The sequence below is a fragment of the Muricoccus vinaceus genome, from assembly GCF_042433125.1.
GTDB lineage: Bacteria > Pseudomonadota > Alphaproteobacteria > Acetobacterales > Acetobacteraceae > Roseomonas > Roseomonas vinacea.
Map to the genome: position 1 here is coordinate 60,193 of NZ_JBHLVZ010000010.1, position 21,256 is coordinate 81,448.

The window sequence follows — 21,256 nt, forward strand, 5'->3', positions numbered from 1 at the left end:
CGGGGGCGCCGCCTCAGCGGCGCCACCAGCCCTTCTTCGCCGGCGCGGCGGCGGCCTCCTCGGTGCCGAGGACCACGGGCCGCACGACGGTGCCGGCAACCGGCTCCGCGCGCTCCGCCTCGGACTCCACCTGTGCCTCCGCAGGCGCTTCCACCGATGCTTCCATCGGTGCTTCCACTGGCAGGGGCGCCGGCTCGAGGGTGGCCTCGGCCGGGACCTCCGCCACGGGCTCGGCGGGCGGCGGCGCCTCGGCCATGGCCGGGGAGGCGGAGGGCGGCTCGGACGCGATGGGGATTTCGCGCGGGCTGCGGGGGGCGGCTGCCTCCTCCACGGCGTCGAGCGTGTCCATCAGCGCGTCGTAGGTGCCGCCGAAGGGATCGGCGGGGGTCGGGCCGGTATAGCGCGGGGCGGGGGCCACGGCCGGTGCCTCGGGGGCCTCGGCGCGGGGGGCCTCCTCCTCGCGGCGGCGGCGGCCTCCGCGGCGCCCGCGGCGGCGGCGGGCGTCGCCCTCGGGGTCGGGGCGCTCATCCGTGGCCGGGGCGTCCTCGGGCGGCTGGGCGACGGCCTCGGGCTCCTCGGCCGCCTCCTCGGGCAGGGAGTCATCCTCTCCGGAGACTTCCTCGGCACCGTTCTCCTCGCCGCCGGGCCCGGCGGCGGCACCGTCCTCGCGGCGGCCCCCGCGGCGGCGGCGGCGGCGGCGGCGGGCGCGCTCGCCATTGGCCTCTCCCTCGGCCGCCGGGGCCTCGGCGGTGGACTCGGCGATCGCGGGGGCCTCCTCCTGCTCCTCGGGGGAGAGGATCTCCTCCTCCGCCTCGTCGTCGCCGCCACCGGCCAGGATCACCGGCTCGGGCGCGTAGTCCATCCGCAGGGCGGGCACGGCGCTGGGCGGCGCGGCCATGGTCTGCGGGCGGGTGCGCTCGATGCGGTTCTGGGCGGCGGCCAGGGTCGCGTCGGGCTCGAAGATCACGCACATGGCGTGGCGCTGCTCCACCGCCGTCAGGCGCTCGCGCTTGCGGTTGAGGATGTGCATGGCGACCGCCGGCGAGCAGTGCACCACGATCTCGGCGGCGCGGCGGCGGGCGCCCTCCTCCTCGATGGCGCGGAGCACGTGCAGCGCCGCGCTCTCGTCGGAGCGGACGATGCCCAGGCCCTGGCAGTGCGGGCAGGTGACGAAGGAGTGCTCGGTGAGCGAGGGGCGGAGCCGCTGGCGCGACATCTCCAGCAGGCCGAAGTGGGAGATGCGGCCGACCTGGATGCGGGCGCGGTCGTGCTGCAGCGCCTCCTTCATGCGCCGCTCGACCATCGCGTCGTTGCGGTTGCTCTCCATGTCGATGAAGTCGATGACGATCAGCCCGGCCAGGTCCCGGAGGCGGAGCTGGCGCGCGATCTCGTCGGCGGCCTCGAGGTTGGTGCGGAGCGCGGTGTCCTCGATGTGGCGGTCGCGCGTGGCGCGGCCGGAGTTCACGTCGATGGAAACCAGGGCCTCGGTCTGGTTGATGACGATGTAGCCGCCCGAGCGGAGCTGCACGGTGGGCGACATCATGGCGTCGAGCTGCTGCTCCACGCCGGCGCGGGCGAAGAGCGGCATGCCGGGGTCGCGGTAGAGCTTAATCTTGCGCTCGTTCTGCGGCATCAGCATGCGCGTGAAGTCGCGCGCCTGGCGGAAGGCCTCCTCGCCCTCGATCTGGATCTCCTCGATCTCGCGCGCGAAGTTGTCGCGGATGGAACGCTTGAGGAGGTCGGCCTCCTCATACACCAGGGCGGGGGCGGTGGAGGACAGGGTGCGCGTGCGGATGTCGTCCCACAGGCGCAGCAGGTACTCGCAGTCGCGCCGGATCTCGGGCTTGGGGCGCTGGGCGCCGGCGGTGCGGACGATGATGCCCATGCCGCGGGGCAGGCCGACCTCGTCGATCACCTCGCGCAGGCGCTTGCGGTCGGCGGCCGAGGAGATCTTGCGGGACACGCCGCCGCCCTTGGGCGAGTTCGGCATGAGCACGGAGAAGCGGCCGGGGAGGGAGATGTAGGAGGTGAGGGCGGCGCCCTTGTTGCCGCGCTCCTCCTTGACGACCTGGACGAGGATGACCTGCCGGCGGCGGATCACCTCCTGGATCTTGTAGTGGCGGAGGAACTTCGAGGGGATGCGGCGCTCGCGGCGCTCCTCGTCCGTGCCCTCGCGGTCCTCGCGGTCCTCCCGGTCCTCGCCGCCCACCGTCTCGGGCGGGGGGCCGGCATCGGTCACGGTCTCGACGTCGCCGTGGTCCTCCCCGGGGCCGGATTCGGCCGCCGGCTCGGTCACGGGGTCGCCCTCGCTGACGCGGTCCACATGCATGGACATGGGCTGGGCGCGGGGGGCGGGGGCGCCGTCCTCGCCGCCACCCGTTTCGCCGGCGATGCTGGCCGGGGTGGCATCGATCGTGCCCTCGGGCGCGCTCGCCGGCGGGCTCTGCGGTTCGTTCCCGGGCAGGGAGGGCGAGGCTTCGTCGGCCGGCGGGGCGGGCGGGGCACCGTCCTCGCCCAGGCTTTCACCGGACGCGGCGGGGGCTTCCTCGGTGCCTGCGTCGCCCGGGGCCTCGGCGGGCAGCGGCTCGGCGGCATGGTCCGGAGCCTGCTCGGCCGCCTCGGCCGTCAGCGGCGCTTCCATGGCGTCGGCGCCCAGGGCCTCGTCGGCGGCTTCCTGAATGGCGTCGGGCTGGGGGACGTCCTGCTGGATGCCATCCTGCCCGGGAACCTCCTGGGGTGCTGCGGCGGCCTGGTGGCGGCGGCCCCTGTCGCGGTCGCGGCCCCGGCCGCGGTCACGGCCGCGCTCCCGGTCCTGGCGGTTGAGGTCGGCGTCGTCGCGGGGCGCCACGCGCTCGGCCGCGGTCTCGATCTCGTCCTCGGGGTCTTCCTCGGCGGCTTCCTGGGCCTGGGCTTCCAGCAGGCGCTGCCGGTCGGCCACGGGGATCTGGTAGTAGTCGGGGTGAATCTCGCCGAAGGCGAGGAACCCGTGGCGGTTGCCGCCATATTCGACGAAGGCGGCCTGGAGGCTGGGTTCCACCCGGACGATCTTGGCCAGGTAGATGTTGCCCTTTAGCGGGCGCCGGTTCTGGGTCTCGAGGTCGAAGTCCTCAAGACGGTTGCCGTCCAGCACCACCACCCGCGTTTCTTCGGGGTGGGATGCATCGATCAGCATGCGCTTGGTCATGGAACGAGGGGCTCCGCGCCGCGCGGGGCTCTGTGCAGCCGGCGGCGGTGAGGGTTGGGGGGCCGGGAGGGGCTCGGCGCGGGGCGAGGTTGACCGTCATCCGCCGCCGTCCTTTCTCCCGCGGGCACTGGGTGCCCGGATGCGCTCATGGGCACGTGTGCCCGGTGGATTCGGGGCACTGGAAGTGCCCGGTGGTTTCGGGCGCGGAGGCACCCGGTTGCATGCGGCCCTGCGCGGCCCTCCTCGGCGCGGCGACCCCTCCTCCTTCGCAGGGCGAGGGGGCGCGCGGGCGGGCCGGCGGCTGGCGCGCGGGCCGAGGCCGGCCCCGGGCACGGGGTGATCCCGTGGGGAGCGTGGCAAGGCCCTGCCGCGCCGCGTGGCGCGCGCCGGGGAGGGTTTTCACGCCCGCGCGCCCCGTGGCCGCGGGCCGGCTCGCCCAGCCGGGATCCGGCTTCGGCGGCGGCCCCTTGGCCGGGGTTGCGCGGGGTCGGGCATCCATGTTGATGGACGGCGTTGGTGGACCGGCGACCGTGCTGAAAGACGGCCGCGCCCGTGACCCTCCACCGGCGGCGTGCCGCCGGGGCAAGGCACCATACGCAGGGGGGCACCCCGGGGCAAGGCGCTGTGTGTGCTGCGGGCCACAGTGCCGGCCCAAGCGGCCCCGGGGGTCGCCGGACGCGGCCCATGGGGCATTCTCAACCCGACGTGACGGGGGGTGCGACACGCATTCGCCTCGATGGAAGTGCTAGAATCCGCCTTTCCGGGGATTCCTGAAGGGGGCTGAAGGGATGGAGCCGCTTGAAACGCGACGGGGCATGCTGGCCGCGGCCCTGCTTGCCGCCGGCGCGCTCGTCGGGACGCGGGCGGTGGGCCAGGTGTTGCCGGGCCGATCCCTGCCGGAGGGAGGGGGCGGCGTGCTTCGCCTGCCGGTGCCCGGCGAGGAGCAGGATTTCGCGCGGCTGGACCGCGCTGCCCGCGGGCGGGCCGGCCGTGCCGCGCCGCGGCCCCTGGTGGTGCTGGACCCCGGGCATGGCGGCAAGGACCCCGGCACGATCGGCGCCGCCGGCACCTATGAGAAGCGCATCGTGCTGGCCGCGGCGCAGGAGATGAAGCGGCGGCTGGAGGCGGGGGGCAAGTGCCGGGTGATGCTGACCCGCACGCGTGACGTGTTCGTGCCGCTGGCCGCGCGGGTGGAGTTCGCCCGGCGGCACGGAGCGGCGCTGTTCGTGTCGGTGCACGCCGATTCCGCCCCGGGCGCGCGGGGGGCCAGCGTCTATACCCTTTCCGAGACGGCGACGGACGCGCTGTCCGCTGGACTGGCCCGGCGGGAGAACGCGGCGGACGCGGCGGGCGGGCTGAACCTGCCGAGCGTGCCGGCGGAGGTGCAGCGCATCCTCCTCAGCCTGGTTCGGCAGGAAACGCGGCAGGGCTCGGTGCGGCTGGCCCGGATGACGGTGGGCGCGCTGCGGCCGCGGGTGGCGCTGCTGCCCAACACGCACCGTCAGGCGGCCTTTGCCGTGCTGAAGGCGCCGGACATCCCTTCGGTGCTGGTGGAGATGGGGTTCCTGTCCAACCGGTCGGACGAGGCGGCGCTCAACCGCGCCGCGCACCGGGCCGTGGTTGCTTCCGCCCTCGCCTCGGCGGTGGAGGATTACCTGGACCGGCCAGGCCTGGGCATGGCCGCGACCGGCTAGGAGGGCCGCCCCGCCGGGCGGAACGCCGCGCCGCCGCCCATCGCTCCGGCTGCGCAACCACGAACCGGGCAGGGCGGTTCATGCAGGGGTCGTTGCGACTTCGATGCGCGCGGCCCCGCACGGCGGTGTTAGGCGATTGCCAGGGGGAATGGTGCTAAAGCGCTGCGTTCCGGCGGCGGGGCCGGCCGGCGGCTGCGGAAAGGGCTGTCTTTTTCGGGCGCGCCGCGCCATTTGCGCGGCGGTTCGTTGTGGTCGGGCGCCTCGGGCAGGCGATGAGCTATGGGGCGCCCCGGCGGGGCGCCCGTGAGGAACAGGATGACGTCGAGAGATCTTCGCGCCGAACGGCCCCTGGTGGGCGAGCGCCGCCCGCAGGGCGGGGCGGCCGAGCCGGGTGCCGGGCGTCCGGTGGCGGACCGGTCCGGGGACGAGGGCCCCGCCGCCCGTCCGCCGGGGCCGGGCAAGCCGCGGCCGCGCCGGGCGATCTGGCTGCGCCGGACGGTGGGGTTCGTGTTCGCGGTGGGCATGGTGGGCGTGGTGGTGGGCGGCATCGCCGGCTACGGGCTGTGGCGCAGCGCGACCTCGGACCTGCCCGACCATGCCTGGCTGGCCGATTACCAGCCGCCGCAGATGTCGCGCATCTTCGCCGCCGACAGCCGGCTGATGGCGGAGATGGCGATCGAGCGGCGGGTCTTCGTGCCCATCGCCGCCATTCCCAAGCGGGTGCAGCAGGCCTTCGTGTCCGCCGAGGACCAGAACTTCTGGAGCCATGGCGGCGTCGATCCGCTGGCCGTGGTCCGTGCCGCCGTGACCAACCTGGAGCAGCTCGGCAGCGGGCGGCGCAGCATCGGCGCCTCCACGATCACGCAGCAGGTCGCCAAGAACATGCTGGTGGGCGCGGACCGCACGATGATGCGCAAGGTCCGGGAGGCCATCCTGGCGCAGCGGCTGGAAACCGCCATGAGCAAGGAGCGCATCCTCGAGATCTACCTGAACGAGATCTTCCTGGGCGCGCAGGCCTATGGCGTGGCGGCGGCCGCGCAGAACTACTTCAACAAGGGGCTGGACGAGCTGACGGTGGGCGAGATGGCCTTCCTCGGCGCGCTGCCCAAGGCGCCCAACAACTACAACCCCAACCGCCACCCCGAGGCGGCCAAGGCGCGGCGGGACTGGGTGATCGAGCGCATGTTCGAGGACCGCGCCATCACCCGCGCGGAGGCGGACGCCGCCAAGCAGGAGCCGATCATCGCCCGCGGCCGGGCGCGGCCGGACCTCGTGCCCGTCGGGCAGTACTTCACCGAGGAGGTGCGGCGCGAGCTGAACAACCGCTTCGGGCCGGAGCAGACCACCATGGGCGGGCTGGTGGTGCGCACCTCCATGGACCCGCGGCTGCAGGCGGCCACCGAGAAGTCGCTGCGCGACCACCTGATGAACTATGACCGCCGCCGGGGCGGCTGGCGCGGGCCGGTGGCCAAGGTGTCCGCCGCCCCCGCCGAGTGGATGCCCGCGCTGGAGGGCGTGACCCGGGTGCCGGGCATGCTGGCCAGCTGGCGCCTGGCGGTGGTGCTGGAGGTGAACAACCGTGAGGCGCGGCTCGGCTGGGCGGAGCGCCCGGCGCCGCGCGCGGCCGCCCAGCCGCGCGAGGGGCGCCTGGCGTTCGAGGACATGGCCTGGGCCAGGCCGGTGCGGGACGGGCGCATGGGGCCCGTGCCCCGGCGCATGCAGGACGTGGTCGCCCCCGGCGACGTGGTGATGGTGGAGACCCTGCCGGCGGTGGCGGGGCGCAACGCCCGGGCCGAGCGGCTGGTGCTGCGCCAGATCCCGGAGGTGGAGGGTGCCGTGGTGGCGCTGGACCCCGCCACGGGCCGCGTGCTGGCCATGTCCGGCGGCTTCGACTTCGGGAAGTCCTGGTTCAACCGGGCGACGCAGGCGATGCGCCAGCCGGGTTCCTCCTTCAAGCCCTTCGTTTACGTGACGGCGCTGGAGCAGGGGATTCCGCCGAACCAGCAGCTGCTGGACGCGCCCTTCGAGATGAACACGCCGCAGGGGGTGTGGCGGCCGGGGAACTACGGGGATCGCACCTCCAACGGCTGGGTGACGATGCGCACGGCGATCGAGAAGTCGCTCAACCTCGTCACCATCCGCCTTGCCCAGGAGGTTGGGATCGACAAGGTGGCCGACACCGCGCGCCGCTTCGGCGTGATCCCCAACATGCCGCGCGTGCTGTCCATGGCGCTGGGCGCGGGGGAGACGACCGTGATGCGGATGGCGGCGGGCTATGCCGCCTTCGTCAATGGCGGCAAGGGGGTGGAGCCTTCGCTGATCGACAGCGTGCAGGACCGCTTCGGCCATGTGGTGTGGCGCAGCGAGGCGCGGCGCTGCCAGGGCTGCGACGCCGACGTGGCCGCCGGACCGCCGGCGCTGGCGGATGCGCGCCGGCAGGTGGTGGACCCGATCGCGGCCTTCCAGATGGTGTCGCTGCTGCAGGGCGTGACGGCGCGGGGCACGGGCATTGCGGCCGCCAAGGGGCTGAACCGGCCGGTGGCCGGCAAGACCGGCACCACCAACGACTACTACGACAACTGGTTCGTGGGCTTCACGCCGGACATCGTGGTGGCGGTGTGGGTGGGCTTCGACGATCCGCACAGCCTGGGCGAGGGCGAGACGGGCGGCGGCAACGCGGCGCCGATCTTCAACGAGGTGGTGGCGGCGGCCCTGGCCGACAGCCCGCCCGTGCCCTTCCGCGCGCCGCCTGGCGTGGCGCTGGTGCGGGTTTCCACCAGCAACGGGCAGTCGATCCTGGAGCCGTTCAAGCCCGGCACCGAGAACGCGGCCCGCCCGCCCATGGGAGCCAACGTGGCCGCCGGCGGGGGTGGCTCCGCCGGCAGCACGGCCTCGGCCGTGGACAGCAGCCTGGGCGGCCTTTACTAGGGCGGCCCGGGCACCCCATCTGGGGAATCACCCGCAAACACAAGGAGATCGGATCGGCGCCTTTCCGATTCGACCGGACCTGTTGGGACCCGCCGAACCATGCGCGCCGATGCCGAAGGCCTGAAGGCCCAGATCGCCGACAGCGTGGCGCTGCTGCGCCGCCACCTGAACTGGGACGCCGCCGTCGTCCGCCTGCACGAGCTGAACGCGCGGGCGGAGGACCCATCGCTCTGGAACGATGCCGCCGCCGCGCAGAAGATGATGCGCGAGCGGACCCGGCTGGCCGACCAGATCGAGGGCGTCCGCCGCATGGAGCAGGACGTCAACGACGCGCTGGAGCTGGTGGAGCTGGCCGAGGCGGAGGGGGATGGCGGCACGGCCGACGCCGCGGTGGCGGACCTCCAGCGCTTGGCCGCGGAGGCCAAGCGGCGGGAGATCGAGAGCCTGCTGTCGGGCGAGGCGGACGGCAACGACGCCTATGTGGAGGTGAACGCCGGGGCGGGCGGCACCGACGCGCAGGACTGGGCGGAGATGATGCTCCGCATGTACACGCGCTGGGCGGAAGCCCACGGCTACAAGGTGAGCATAACCGAGCAGAGCGAGGGCGACGAGGCCGGGATCAAGTCCGCCACCATCCAGGTGAGCGGGCCGAGCGCCTATGGCTGGCTGAAGACGGAGATGGGGGTGCACCGGCTGGTGCGGATCTCGCCCTTCGGCGGCAACGACAAGCGGCAGACGAGCTTTGCTTCCGTTTATGTGTACCCGGTGATCGACGACAGGATCGAGGTGGAGATCAACCCGGCGGACCTGCGCACCGACACCTTCCGCGCGAGCGGCGCCGGCGGGCAGCACGTGAACAAGACGGAATCCGGCGTGCGTTTCACGCATATCCCGACCGGCATCGTGGCAGCCTCCACCCAGGACCGCAGCCAGCACAAGAACCGCGTGATCGCGATGAACATGCTGCGCGCGCGGCTGTATGAGCTGGAGCTGCAGAAGCGGGAGGCGGTTTCGGCCGCGACCGAGGCGGGCAAGACCGACATCGGCTGGGGGCACCAGATCCGTTCCTACGTGCTGCAGCCCTACCAGATGGTGAAGGACCTGAGGACGGGCGTGGAGAAGGGAAATCCGGCGGCGGTGCTGGACGGGGACCTCGACGAGTTCATGGCGGCCGCGCTGGCGAGCCGGGTGGGGGCCACGCGGTCCGAGGCCAGCGCCAGCGCGCGGTGATGGACGACCTGTTCCCCGGGGCGCCCCGGCCTCAGGACCTGCACGACCCGGGCGGCCGGGTGCGGCTGCGGATCGGGGCGGAGGTGGTCAGCCGGGCCGAGTTCTCGCCGGACGGGCGTTACCGCACGGTGCTGGAGCGGCGCTGGGACGGGCTTCCCTTCGGCAGCCCGGGCGTCTGCGCCTGGATCATGATGAACCCGAGCACGGCCGACGAGACGGTGGACGACCCGACCGTGCGGCGCGCGCGCGACTTCACGCGGCGCTGGGGGTTCGGCGCCATGGTGGTGCTGAACGCCTTCGCGCTGCGCGCGACCCGGCCCGCGATGCTTCTGGACTGCGAGGACCCGGTGGGGCCGGGCAACGACGCGGCCATCGCCCACTGGGCGGCGCGGGCGGAGCGGGTGGTGGTGGCCTGGGGGCTGCCGCCGAAGGCGCTGCGCGGGCGGGCGCGGGACCTGGCGGCGATCCTGCAGCGGGCGGGGGCGAGGCCGCTGGCGCTGAAGGTCACCGCGGATGGCCAGCCCGGGCATCCCCTCTACATCGCGGGCGACACGCAGCCCGTGCCCTGGGCGCCGCCCTCAGCCTGAACGGCGGTTGGTGAAGCGGGCATTGCCCAGGCCCGTGCCGATCGTCAGCACGCCCCAGCGCTCCACGTCCTGCATGTTGGGGATCTCGCTCAGGCCCTGGAGCACGGCGTCGTTGTGCATCACCACCACCGTGGGGTGGCCGCCGATCTCCGGGATCGCCTCGGCGATGGCGCTGGGCAGGTGAAAGCGGCTGCTTTCCCAGTTGCCCGGAAGGTTCTGCCCGCCGCGGTCGATGGAACCGTCCTCGCGGATGATGCCGGGGCAGCCGATGCCGATGAAGGGCGCGAGGGAACGGCGCTTGCCCTCGGCCAGGGCGATCATGCCGCGCAGCATGGCGACGATACGCTCCACCGCCTGCTCGCGGGTGGGGTCGTCGCCGCGGTGGCGCCAGACTTCCAGCCCCGACACCTTCGCGGCCGAAAGGTCGCGCGCCTTCTTCAGGTTCAGGTCCACCAGCCCCGCGCGGATGTTGGTTCCGCCGATGTCCACGGCCAGGATGCTGTCATGGCCGGAGAAGACCCAGCTCGGGGCCAGCTGCGCGGCGCCGACCAGGGCCGCCTCGTCCGGCTGGTGGGTGATGGGGCGGAGCTCCACGCCCAGGCCCTCGGCCTTGAGCAGGAGGGAGGCGCGCCCGATGGTGAGCTTGCCGATGCGGCTTCCGCTCATCCCCCCGCCCACCACGATGCGCTGGGTGTCCTTCCATCCCTTGTGACGGAGGAAGCGGCGGGTGACGCTGCTCAGTTCCTGCGCGAATTCCTCCACCACGCCGTGGATCAGGGCGGCGGCCTCGGGGCGTTCGTCGGTGAGGAGCTTCTCGAGGCGGCGGTTGGACACCTCCTCGGTCTCGGTGTCGCCGAGCGGGTCCTCGTCGCCCAGCTTGTGCAGGCGCTCGCGCCAGTCGTCCAGGATGGCACGAAAGGCGCGCTTGCTGGCGCGGTCGCCGATGAAGCCCTCCTTGTCGCGCAGCTCGGCGTTGTAGGCGTCGAGCACCACATGAGGCAGGTGCGGCGAGGCGTGCCCGCTGGTGGGGGGCGCAATGGCGTGGTCCGGCATGCTCTGGGCTGTTTCCCTGCTTTCCCCAGGGGAACGCCGCAGCCCGGGCCGGGTTCGGGCGGGGGAACGCCCCTCCTTCAGCGCCCCGGTCGGCGCACGGCCAGGCTGGCCGCCGCCAGCAGCGCCGCCGCGCCGCCATAGATCAGCAGGGCCGGCGCCAGGGGCAGCAGCAGGCCGGCGATCAGCGGCCCGGCCCCCGCGCCGATGTCGCGCCAGGTGGCTTGCCGCGCCAGGGCGGGCACGCGGGCGGGGCCGGGGTTCTCCGCCGCCACCACCGGGCCGGGCAGGGGCTGGATCACCGCCCGCAGCAGCACCGTGGCGAAGGCGCCCAACCAGAGCAGCGCCCCGCCGAGGCCGAGCATCAGCAGGCCGAGCGCCGAGGCGAGGGACAGCAGCACCAGGGCGCGCCGCGCGCCGATCCGGCCCGCCAGCCATCCGCCGGCCGGGGAGAGCACGATCTCGGCGGCGTAGCGGAGCGAGAGGGCGGCGCCGGCGGCCAGCGTCGCGCCCTGTGGCAGGGCCTCGGCCGCCAGCACCGAGAGGCCGATGATGAAGATGCCGTCCATGGCCAGGCCAAAGGTGAAGGCCCAGAGGTTCAGCGCGCCCGGGGCGCCGAAGCGGGGGCCGCCGGGCGCGTGGCCTTCCGGGGTTCGCGGCAGGCGGGCGGCGAAGAGGATGGCGGGGACCGAGACCGCGCCCAGGGCCAGGAACACGGCGCGCGGCCCGGCCCATTCCGCCAGCAGCGCGGCACCGGCCAGGCCGATCATCGGCCCGGCCGCGACCACGGAGCGCGACCAGCCGCTGCGGCGCGCGGCGCCGTCGGGCAGGGCGGTGGGAAGCGCCTGCACGGCGATGTTCATCGCGGCGAAGGCCAGGCCCCAGAGCAGCCGGGCCGCGAGCAGGGGCCAGACGCCGGTGAGCAGGGCATAGCTGGTGGTCGCCACCGCCGCCGCCGCCGCGGCCAGGGTGCAGGCGGCGCGCGGGCCCCGCTCGGCATAGAAGCGCGACACCCAGCCATAGCCGGCGATGCGCACGAGGCGGTTCGCGGCGAGCAGCAGCCCGACCTCCGGCAGGGTGACGCCGAAGGTGGCGGCGTGGAGCGGCAGCAGCAGGTAGAGGACGGTGTCGCCCGGAAGCGTCAGGGCGAGGGTGAGGGCGGAGTTCCGCGTGTCCCGGTCGGCCTCCGCGGGCGTCACGGGCGGGACGGGGGTTCGGTGTCGCCGGGGCCGAGGGCGCGGAACATCAGCACCGTGTCCAGCCAGCGGCCGTGCTTCCAGCCGACGGAGGGAACGGTGCCGGCATGGGTGAAGCCGAGGGCCTCGTGCAGGCGGATGGAAGGGGCGTTGGCGCTGTCCCCGATCACCGCCACCATCAGGCGGAAGCCCTCCGCCTCGCAGCGCGCGACCAGCGCCTGGAGCAGGGCGCGGCCAGTGCCGGCGCGGGCGGCGTCGGGGGCGACATAGACCGAGTTCTCCACGCTGTGGCGATAGGCCGGGCGCGGGCGATAGGCGGAGGCATAGGCGTAGCCGAGCACGGCGCCCGCCGCGTCCTCCGCGACGAGGTAGGGAAAGCCGCCCGACAGGATGGCCTCCCGCCGCGCGGCCATTTCCTCCAGGGGGGGCGGGGACAGTTCGAAGGAGGCGCGGCCGTGCTCCACCCAATGGGCGTAGATGGCGGCGATGGCGGGGAGGTCGGCCGGGCGGCTGTCGCGGATGACGGGCGCTGTCATGGCGCTGTCATGCAGCGTCCGCCGCCACGCCGCAACCCGCTCAGCCCGCGACCAGCCCTTCCCGCACGGCCTTGCGCAGCGGCACCTTCTGGAGCTTGCCGGTGGAGGTCTTCGGCACCTCCTGGAAGAGGATGCGCTTGGGCACCTTGAAGCCGGCGAGGAGGTTGCGGGAATGGGCGATGAGCTCGGCCTCGGTGGCCAGCGCGTCGGGCTTGAGTTCCACGAAGGCCCAGGGGACCTCGCCCCATTTCTCGTCGGGGGCTGCGACCACGGCGGCCACCGCCACGGCCGGGTGCTTGTAGAGCGCGTCCTCCACCTCGATGGAGGAGATGTTCTCGCCGCCGGAGATGATGATGTCCTTGGCGCGATCCTTGAGCTGCACGTATCCGTCCGTGTGCTTCACGCCGAGGTCGCCGGTGCGGAACCAGCCGCCGGCGAAGGCCTTCTCCGTCGCGGCGGGGTCCTTGAGGTAGCCCTTCATCACGGTGTTCCCGCGCATGGCGACCTCGCCCATCGTGACGCCGTCGGCGGGCACGGGGTTGTCGGTGGCGTCGAGCACGTCGAAGGCCTCGAGGGTCACGTAGCGCACGCCCTGGCGGGCCATGAGGGCCGCGCGCTCGGGGGCGGGGAGGGCGTCGTGCTCGGGGTGCCATTCGTTGACGACCGAGGGCCCGTAGCATTCTGTCAGGCCGTAGATGTGGCGGACGGTGACGCCGGCGACGTCGGCGGCGGCCAGCACGGCCTCGGGCGGGGAGGCGCCGGCGACGCCGTAGACCAGGCCGGTGCCGGGCACGCGCGCGGGGTCGTTGACCAGCATCTGCAGCACGATGGGCGCGCCGCACATGTGGGTGACGCCGTGGGCGGTGATCTGCTCCCACATGGCGGGGCCCCGCACGGCGCGGATGCAGACATGCGTGCCCGACACGGCCGCCACCGCCCAGGGGAAGCACCAGCCGTTGCAGTGAAACATCGGCAGCGTCCAGAGGTAGACGGGCGCGGGGCCGATGCCGCAGGCCAGCAGGTCGCCGATGGCGCCCAGATAGGCGCCGCGGTGGTGGTAGACCACGCCCTTGGGCCGGCCGGTGGTGCCGGAGGTGTAGTTCAGCGCGATGGCGTCCCACTCGTCGGCGGGGGGCTGCCAGGGGAAGGCGGGGTCTCCGGAGGCGACGAAGCCGTCGTAGTCCTCGCCGCCGAGGGTGTGGGGGAAGGGGGCCTCGGGGTCGTTCACCTCGATCACCAGGGGCCTGGCGGAGGCGATCTCCAGCGCGCGGGCGAGCACGGGGGCGAACTCGCGGTCCACCACCACGGCGCGCGCCTCCCCGTGGTCGAGGATATAGGCGATGGTGTCGGGGTCGAGGCGGATGTTGATGGTGTTCAGCACGGCGCCGGTCATGGGCACGCCGTTGTGGCACTCGATCATCGCGGGGGTGTTGGGGAGGATGGCGGCCACCGTGTCGCCGCGCCCGATGCCGCGCGCGGCCAGCGCGGAGGCGAGTTGCACGCAGCGGTTCCGGTGCTGGCGCCAGGTGAAGCGCTGGGTGCCGTGGATCACCGCGGTGCGGTCGGGGAACACCGCAGCCGCGCGCTCCACGAACAGCAGCGGGGTGAGGGCGCGGTGGTTGGCGGGGCCCTGGGGAAGGGCGTCATAGGCCTGCTTCGTGCTGAGCGGCGGCGCCTCTCTGTCCATCACCGATGCCTCCATTCCGGGCTTCGCCGCGCGAGGAAGGCGCCGATGCCCTCGGCCGCGTCCTCCGCCAGAAGGTTCTCCACCATGGCCGCAGCGGCCACCTCATAGGCTTCCGCCAGGGGGAGGCCCGATTGGCGGTGGAAGGTGCGCTTGCCCAGTTGCACGGCCAGCGCCGAGCGGGCGGCGATGCGCGCGGCCAGGGCCTGGGCTTCGTCGCGCAGCGCGCCAGCGGGCACCACGCGGTTCACGAGGCCGATGCGGCGGGCCTCCCCCGCGTCGATGGGTTCGGCCGTCAGCAGCATCTCCATGGCGGCCTTGCGCGGCACCGCGCGGGAGAGGGCCACGGCGGGGGTGGAGCAGAACAGGCCGATATCGACGCCGGGGGTGCAGAAGCGCGCGGCCTCCGCGGCCACCACGAGGTCGCAGGCGGCGGCGAGCTGGCAGCCGGCGGCGGTGGCCATGCCCTGGACGGCGGCGACGACAGGCTGCGGCAGGGCGGGGATGGCCTGCATAACGGCCGCGCAGCGCGCCATGGAGTCGGCGAAGAAGGCCTGGCCGCCGTCCGGATCGGCGAAGCGGGCGGTGATTTCCTTGAGGTCGTGGCCGGCACAGAAGACCGGGCCTTCCGCCGCGATGACCACGCAGCGGATGGCGGGATCGGCGGCGATCTCGCGCAGGGCCGCCGTCAGGGCATCCAGCAGCGCGAGGGAAAGGCCGTTCCGCGCGGCGGGGCGGTTCAGGGTGAGGGTCGCGACGGCATCCCGGTCCTGCCGGACCAGGACCGGTGCGGCGACCGCGCTCGTGCCATCCGGCATGCTGCCCTCCCGAGGTTTGTTGGCATCAGCTTGGGATGGGCGGAGGGGGCGGTGCAAGGGCTGGGTGAAGCCCGCGTAACGAAAAGGGCGCCGGGGTTTCCCCCGGCGCCCCGTTCCGTGCCGCGGGCCGCTCTCAGGCCCGGACGTTGGTGCCCGATTCCTCGGCCGCGAAGATGTCGCGGTCCTTGGTTTCCGGGATGAAGATCGCGCCGATCACCACCGTGACCAGCGCGATCACGACGGGATACCAGAGGCCGTAATAGGTGTCCCCGGTTTGCGCCACCATGGCCAGCGAGGTCGCCGGCAGCAGCCCGCCGAACCAGCCGTTGCCGATGTGGTAGGGCAGCGACATGGAGGTGTAGCGGATGCGCGTGGGGAAGAGCTCCACCAGCGCCGCCGCGATCGGGCCGTAGACCATGGTCACGTAGATCACGAGGATCGTCAGCACCCCGATCAGCACCGCCGGCTGCTCGCGGAAGATGTCGAAGGGACCGGACATCTTCACCACCGTCGGGTTCGACGCCGCCGGGTAGCCGGCAGCCGTCAGCGCCGCGGTGAGCTGCTGCTGGAAGGTGGGGTCGGTGGCGACGATCGGCGCGGCGTCCTTGATGCGGACGGCGGTGCCGGCCGCGGCGCCGTTGTTGGGCAGCGCCTCGACGCTGTACTTCACCGAGGCGCGGGCGAGCGCGGCCTTGGCGATGTCGCAGGGCTGGGTGAAGCGCGCCGTGCCCACCGGGTTGAACTGGAAGGAGCAAGTCGCGGGGTCGGTCAGCACCGTCACCGGGATGGTCTGCTGCGCCTGGTGCAGCGCCGGGTTGGCCTCCGCCGTCAGCAGCTTGAACAGCGGGAAGTAGGTGAGCGCGGCCAGCAGGCAGCCGCCGAGGATGATCGGCTTGCGGCCGACCTTGTCCGACAGCCAGCCGAAGAACACGAAGAAGCCCGAGCCCAGCAGCAGCGACCAGGCGATGAGCAGGTTCGTCGTCGGGCCGTCCACCTTGGCGATCGAGCCGAGGAAGAACAGCGCGTAGAACTGGCCGGTGTACCAGACCACCGCCTGGCCCATCGTGAGGCCGAGCAGGGCGAGGATGGCCCACTTGGCGTTCTTCCACTGGCCGAAGGCCTCGGAGAGCGGCGCCTTGGAGCCGGTGCCCTCGGTCTTCATCTTCTGGAAGGCCGGGCTCTCGTTCAGCGTGGAGCGGATCCAGACGGAGATGCCGAGCAGCACGACGGAGAGCAGGAAGGGAATGCGCCAGCCCCAGGCCGCGAACTCGGCCTCGCCAACCCAGGTGCGCGTGCCGAGGATCACCAGCAGCGACAGGAAGAGGCCGGCGGTGGCCGTGATCTGGATGAAGGAGGTGTAGAAGCCGCGGCGGCCGTTGGGGGCGTGTTCGGCCACGTAGGTGGCGGCGCCGCCATACTCGCCGCCGAGTGCGAGGCCCTGGAGGCAGCGCAGCACGATCAGCAGGATGGGCGCGAGGATGCCGATGGTGTCCGACCCCGGGAGCAGGCCGACGATGAAGGTCGAGGCGCCCATGATCAGGATGGTGACCAGGAAGGTGTATTTCCGCCCCACGAGGTCGCCGATGCGGCCGAAGAAGATGGCGCCGAACGGGCGCACGATGAAGCCGGCGGCGAAGGTCAGCAGCGCGAAGATGTTGCGCGTGCCCTCGGGGTACTGGCTGAAGAAGTGCGTGCCGATCAGGCCGGCGAGGCTTCCGTAGAGATAGAAGTCGTACCACTCGAACACGGTGCCGAGCGAGGAGCCGAGGATGACCTTCCGCTCCTCCTTGCTCATCGGCCGGTTCTTCTCGGCGACGGCGGTTGCTGAATACGCGGTGCTCATGCCTTGGGCCCTGTTTCCCCCCCGGGGCGCGACGATTCCCGGACCTGAGGTTTCCACTTCCCCCGCTCACGGCCAAAGCATCGGCGCGGGCGCGCGGAAGGGGACGAGCCGTCGCGCCGACCCGTCTTCGGCACGCTACCCCAACGCTTTATCGAGCCGCCAGCGGTCAGGGTGAAAATTCAGCTATCATCTAGAAGACTGTGCTGATTGTGCCGCAGTGCTCATCAATTGATACGCGCGGACACCCGGCCGAGGCCGCCAAAGCCGGCCGCCACGCTGCCGTCGGCGCCCGGCCGGATCGGCGGCGAGAGCCCGGCCGCGACGAGCAGCGCGCCGGCCGGCAGGCCGCCCATGCGGCGCGCCGCCGCCGCCGCCTCGCGGAAGGCCAGCGACGTGTCGGTGCGGCCTGCGCCCGCCCCCGTCTCGATCATGACGCCGTCCACGGGCGGTGGGGCGGCGGGGCCGGCCACCACCAGGCCGAGCCCCGCGAGATCGGCCGCGCGGAGCGGCACGCCGGCGGGCGGCGCGGTGAAGCGGCTGCCGGCGATGTCGATGGCCGGATGCACGGCCGACAGGGCGGGCGGGGTGTCGCTGTCTTCCTCGAGCGCGGCGGCGAGCACGCCGACAAGGGCGGCGGTCGCGACGGGGTGGCGCACGCCGACCACGCTGGCGCCGTCGGGCAGCAGGCGGCCTTCCACCATGGGGCCGGCGACACCGTCCAGCAGGCGCAGCCCGCAAGGGGCGATGCCGAGTTCGGCCAGCGCCAGCAGCGCAGCGCGCTCGCCCTCCGCGCGGCTGCGGGGAAGGGCGTCCGCGGGCAGCGGGGCCAGGGGGCTGCCGGAGAAGAAGGCCTCGGCGATCCAGGATGCGGCGCGGTCGGCGCGTGTGCGGCGGGTCACTCGCGCATCACCTCCTCCTCGGAGAAGCCGCCGGCGGGCAGGGCCTCGAGCGCAAGGCCGGGATCGGCCGCGACCGTGCCGCCGTAAAGCTTCTCGGGCAGCCATGTGACGAGCTCGGGCACGAAGTACATCACCACCATGGTGGCCACCACGATGTAGATGAAGGGCATGACGCCCGCGAAGATGTCCTCCAGCCGGACATGCTTGGGCGCCACCCCCTTGAGGTAGAAGGTCGCCATGGCGACGGGGGGCGAGAGGAAGGAGGTCTGGAGGTTCAGCGCGATCATCACCCCGAAGAAGAGGGGAGAAACGCCGAAGTCGTCGAGCAGCGGCAGGAAGATGGGCACGAAGATCACGATGATCTCCGTCCATTCCAGGGGCCAGCCGAGCACGAAGATGATGGCCTGGGCCAGGATCATGAAGGTGAAGGAATTCAGCGGCAGGGACTTCACGAACTCCTCGACCACCGACTGCCCGCCCAGATAGCCGAACACCGAGGAGAAGATGTAGGAGCCGACGAAGAGCCAGCAGACCATCGCGGAGGTGCGGGCGGTCAGGAATACGCTTTCCCGCAGCTTGGCCCAGGTGAAGGCGCGGTAGACGACCGCGAGGACGACGGAGCCGAGGCTGCCCATGGCTGCGGCCTCGCTTGGCGTTGCCAGGCCGAGGAGGATGGCGCCGAGCACGGAGGCGATCAGCAGCGCCAGCGGCACGAAGGAAGAGGCCAGCGCCCAGGCCACCTGCGCGAAGGGCACGTTGCGCTGTTCCGGGGGCAGCGGCGGGGCGACCCCCGGCTTCAGCATCGCCAGGATGATGACGTAGAGCATGTAGCAGACGGCCAGCGTGACGCCGGGGATGAAGGCCGCGGCGTAGAGCTGCACCACCGAGACGCCGGCGGTCGCGCCGTAGAGGATCAGCATGATGGAGGGCGGGATGAGGATGCCCAGGCACCCGCCCGCGCAGGTGACGCCGGCGGCGAGCCGCACGTCGTAGCCGGCCTTGAGCATGGCGGGAAAGGCGAGCAGGCCCATCAGCGTGACCACCGCGCCGACGATGCCGGTGGCGGTGGCGAAAAGCGCGCAGGTGGCCAGCGTCGCGATGGCCAGGCTGCCGGGAAGGCCGCCCGCGGCCATCTGCAACGAGCGGAACAGGCGTTCGAGGATGTTCGCGCGCTCGATCACGTAGCCCATGAAGACGAAGAGGGGCACGGAGATCAGCACGTCGTTGGCCATGACGGCATAGGTGCGCTGCACCAGCAGGTCGAAGATGCGGTCGCCCATGCCGAGGTAGCCGAAGAAGAGGCCCATCGCCATCAGGGTGAAGGCGATGGGGAAGCCCAGCAGGATGAAGCCCAGGAACAGGGCGAGCATGGTGAGGCCGAGGGCGGGGTCGCTCATGGTCGGGCGTCTTCTCGCGCTGGATCGGGGGGGTGTCGCGGCGTCAACGGCCGTCCTGCTGGTCGCCCGCGCGCTCGCGCCGCGCCGCTTCCGCGGGCGGGGAAAGGGCCGCGCCGCGTTCCATGTCGGCCGCCAGGGCCTCCGCCCCACGCGCCTCGGCCTGGGCGAGGATGATCTGGTCCATCTCCTCGACGTCCGAGAGGCGCTGCGGCCACTCGCCTTCCCGGATGCAGCGGATGCAGCGGACCACCTCCACCAGGCCCTGCAGCAGCAGCAGGAAGCCGACCAGGGGAATGAGGAACTTGAAGGGCCAGACCACGGGGCCGGAGGGGGAGAACATGGAGCGCTCGTTCTGCGCCAGGCTTTCGGCGAAGAAGTGCCAGCCCGAGATCATGAAGGCGAAGATCGCGGGAAAGAAGAACAGCACATAGAGCACGAGGTCGAGGCTCGCCTGCCGGCGCGGGGCCATCATGCGGTACAGAAAGTCGCCCCGGACATGCCCGTTGCGCGACAGCGCGTAGGCCCCCGCCATCATGAACAGCGTGCCGTAGAGCATGTAGGTGACGTCGTAGCCCCAGGTGGTCGGCGCGCGGAAGACGTAGCGCGCGACCACCTCGTAGGTGACGACGCCGGTGAGGGCGACGATGCACCAGGCGAAGGTCTGCCCCACGAAGGTCGAGAGCCGGTCGATCCCCAGCAGGATCCGCTGCATGGCGCTTCCTTGTGCCGCGCTCCGAGCGCCACGCGCCGGCGAGGGACTCGCCCCGCCGGCGCGCGCGTTCAGCGGTTGGCGAAGAAGTGGTTGTAGGAAACGACCTGGCTGGCTTCGTAGCGAAGGAAGAAGTTGCCGACGCGGCGGCACCACTCGCGCTGGCTGTCGCAGACCTTCTTGAAGAAGGGCCCGTTGCTCGGGCTGGAGTTGTCGCCCTCCAGCCGCGCGATCACCGTGTTCCAGGCTGCGAGCTGCGCGTCCAGCACCGCGCGGGGCAGGGGGCGGGCCTGCACGCCCTGGCGCTGGGTCATCTCCAGCAGGTCCCTGGAGTAGCGGTCCTGCAGCTTCCAGGACATGTCGGCCGAGGCGGCTTCGGCGGAGTGGCGGATGATGGCCTGCATCTCGGCCGGCAGGCTCTCGTACTTGCCCTTGTTGAACAGGATCTCGAAGCTTTCCACGCGCTGGTGGTAGCTCTGCAGCATGTAGGTCTTGGCGACGTCCGGGAAGCCGAGCACGCGGTCCGAGGAGGGGTTGTTGAACTCCGCCCCGTCGATCACGCCGCGCTCCAGCGCCGGGACGATCTCGCCGCCCGGCAGCGAGACCACGGCCGCGCCCATCTCGGCCATCAGGTCGGCCGCGAGGCCGACGGTGCGGTACTTCAGGCCACGGACCTGGTCGGCCCGCTCGATCGGCTGCTTGAACCAGCCGAAGGGCTGGGTGGGCATGGGGCCGGACAGGAAGCCGACGACGTTGACCTTCAGGATCTCGCCGAGAAGCTCCTTGTACAGGGCCTCCCCGCCGCCGTGGTAGAACCAGCCCAGCATCTGGTTGGCGTCCCCGAACCAGGGCGGCGCGGTGCCGAAGAGGGAGAAGGCCTTGTTCTTGCCGAACCAGTAGGCGACCACGCCGTGGCCGCCGTCCAGCGTGCCGGAATGCACGGCGTCCAGAACCTGGAAGGCGCCGACGACGGAGCCGGCGGCGAGCAGCTCCACCCGCAGGCGTCCGCCGGCCATGCGGTTGACCCGCTCCACGTAGTCCTGGGCGAATTCATGGAAGATGTCGCGTTGGGGCCAGGTGGACTGGAAGCGCAGCGTGGTGGTCTGGGCGCGGCTGACGCCTGGCGTGGCGAGCACGGCGGTGGCGGTGGCACCCACGGCCGTGGCGCGCAGCAGGCCACGGCGACCCGCCTTTTCCTTGTCGGACATGAACAACCTTCCCTGGTGGCGGGGCCTCTTGCGGGTCCGCTCGCCGGGAAGGTTGCGGCTAAATTACCGATCCTGCAATACGTTCGGGAGGGGCAACGCTATTTTTCGACAAAGGCCTTCTCGATCACGAAGTGGCCGGGCTCGTGCTGGCTGCCCTCCTTCATGCCCATCGCCTCCAGCCGGACGCGCGCGTCCACCAGCATCTCCGGCGAGCCGCAGAGCATCACCCTGTCGTGCTCGGGCGACATCGGTGGCAGGCCGAGGTCGCTGTAGAGCCTGCCGTTGTCCATCAG

Annotated in this window: 15 protein-coding genes and 1 pseudogene; 4 read left to right on the forward strand and 12 right to left on the reverse strand. The window is 72.4% G+C overall.

Going from position 1 to position 21,256, the window contains the following annotated elements; translation table 11 throughout:
* Positions 1 to 13: 13 nt before the first annotated feature.
* Complete coding sequence (locus ACFFIC_RS08650) at positions 14 to 3,184, reverse strand: Rne/Rng family ribonuclease (RefSeq protein WP_377049772.1); 3,171 nt, start codon at positions 3,182 to 3,184, stop codon at positions 14 to 16.
* Positions 3,185 to 3,972: 788 nt separating this feature from the next.
* On the opposite strand from ACFFIC_RS08650, the gene ACFFIC_RS08655 reads away from it, so the two are divergent.
* From ACFFIC_RS08655 to ACFFIC_RS08670, 4 genes are all read left to right on the forward strand, one after another.
* Entirely contained in the window at positions 3,973 to 4,878 is a 906-nt protein-coding gene (locus tag ACFFIC_RS08655; protein ID WP_377049773.1) for an N-acetylmuramoyl-L-alanine amidase family protein, read from the forward strand.
* A 315-nt stretch (positions 4,879 to 5,193) separates the two neighbouring features.
* On the forward strand, positions 5,194 to 7,806 hold the full coding sequence (locus ACFFIC_RS08660) for a penicillin-binding protein 1A (protein WP_377049774.1): 2,613 nt from the start codon (positions 5,194 to 5,196) through the stop codon (positions 7,804 to 7,806).
* A gap of 99 nt (positions 7,807 to 7,905) precedes the next feature.
* A complete protein-coding gene (gene prfB, locus ACFFIC_RS08665; RefSeq protein WP_377049775.1) occupies positions 7,906 to 9,036 on the forward strand; it encodes a peptide chain release factor 2 in 1,131 nt (376 codons plus the stop codon).
* The gene (locus ACFFIC_RS08670; RefSeq protein ID WP_377049776.1) at positions 9,036 to 9,623 is read left to right on the forward strand and encodes a DUF1643 domain-containing protein; all 588 of its coding nucleotides are present in this window, start codon (positions 9,036 to 9,038) and stop codon (positions 9,621 to 9,623) included. The genes prfB and ACFFIC_RS08670 overlap by 1 nt, the downstream gene beginning before the upstream one ends.
* On the opposite strand, the gene ACFFIC_RS08675 is transcribed toward ACFFIC_RS08670, so the two are convergent.
* From ACFFIC_RS08675 to ACFFIC_RS08725, 11 genes and pseudogenes are all read right to left on the reverse strand, one after another.
* A complete protein-coding gene (locus tag ACFFIC_RS08675; protein ID WP_377049777.1) occupies positions 9,615 to 10,676 on the reverse strand; it encodes an ROK family protein in 1,062 nt (353 codons plus the stop codon). The genes ACFFIC_RS08670 and ACFFIC_RS08675 overlap by 9 nt on opposite strands.
* Before the next feature lie 77 nt (positions 10,677 to 10,753).
* Positions 10,754 to 11,872, reverse strand: a complete 1,119-nt coding sequence (locus ACFFIC_RS08680; RefSeq protein ID WP_377049778.1) for an MFS transporter — start codon at positions 11,870 to 11,872, stop codon at positions 10,754 to 10,756.
* Positions 11,869 to 12,405 (reverse strand): GNAT family N-acetyltransferase, encoded by a 537-nt coding sequence (locus tag ACFFIC_RS08685; RefSeq protein WP_377049779.1) that lies wholly within the window; start codon positions 12,403 to 12,405, stop codon positions 11,869 to 11,871. The genes ACFFIC_RS08680 and ACFFIC_RS08685 overlap by 4 nt, the downstream gene beginning before the upstream one ends.
* Positions 12,406 to 12,445: 40 nt before the next feature.
* Positions 12,446 to 14,092 carry an AMP-binding protein gene (locus ACFFIC_RS08690; protein WP_377049787.1) on the reverse strand — a complete coding sequence of 549 codons (1,647 nt, stop codon included), beginning with the start codon at positions 14,090 to 14,092 and terminating at the stop codon, positions 12,446 to 12,448.
* Positions 14,092 to 14,907 carry an enoyl-CoA hydratase gene (locus ACFFIC_RS08695; RefSeq protein WP_377049780.1) on the reverse strand — a complete coding sequence of 272 codons (816 nt, stop codon included), beginning with the start codon at positions 14,905 to 14,907 and terminating at the stop codon, positions 14,092 to 14,094. The genes ACFFIC_RS08690 and ACFFIC_RS08695 overlap by 1 nt, the downstream gene beginning before the upstream one ends.
* 133 nt (positions 14,908 to 15,040) lie before the next feature.
* Positions 15,041 to 16,750 carry an MFS transporter gene (locus ACFFIC_RS08700; protein WP_377049781.1) on the reverse strand — a complete coding sequence of 570 codons (1,710 nt, stop codon included), beginning with the start codon at positions 16,748 to 16,750 and terminating at the stop codon, positions 15,041 to 15,043.
* A 224-nt stretch (positions 16,751 to 16,974) separates the two neighbouring features.
* Positions 16,975 to 17,649, reverse strand: a complete 675-nt coding sequence (locus ACFFIC_RS08705; RefSeq protein ID WP_377049782.1) for a hypothetical protein — start codon at positions 17,647 to 17,649, stop codon at positions 16,975 to 16,977.
* Complete coding sequence (locus ACFFIC_RS08710; RefSeq protein ID WP_377049783.1) at positions 17,646 to 19,046, reverse strand: TRAP transporter large permease; 1,401 nt, start codon at positions 19,044 to 19,046, stop codon at positions 17,646 to 17,648. The genes ACFFIC_RS08705 and ACFFIC_RS08710 overlap by 4 nt, the downstream gene beginning before the upstream one ends.
* 43 nt (positions 19,047 to 19,089) lie before the next feature.
* Positions 19,090 to 19,758: a TRAP transporter small permease subunit gene (locus ACFFIC_RS08715; RefSeq protein ID WP_377049784.1), complete on the reverse strand. Its 669-nt coding sequence runs from the start codon at positions 19,756 to 19,758 to the stop codon at positions 19,090 to 19,092.
* A gap of 68 nt (positions 19,759 to 19,826) precedes the next feature.
* A complete protein-coding gene (locus ACFFIC_RS08720; RefSeq protein WP_377049785.1) occupies positions 19,827 to 20,963 on the reverse strand; it encodes a TRAP transporter substrate-binding protein in 1,137 nt (378 codons plus the stop codon).
* Between the two features lie 98 nt (positions 20,964 to 21,061).
* Positions 21,062 to 21,256: pseudogene (locus tag ACFFIC_RS08725) on the reverse strand (ferredoxin--NADP reductase); the annotation flags it as partial.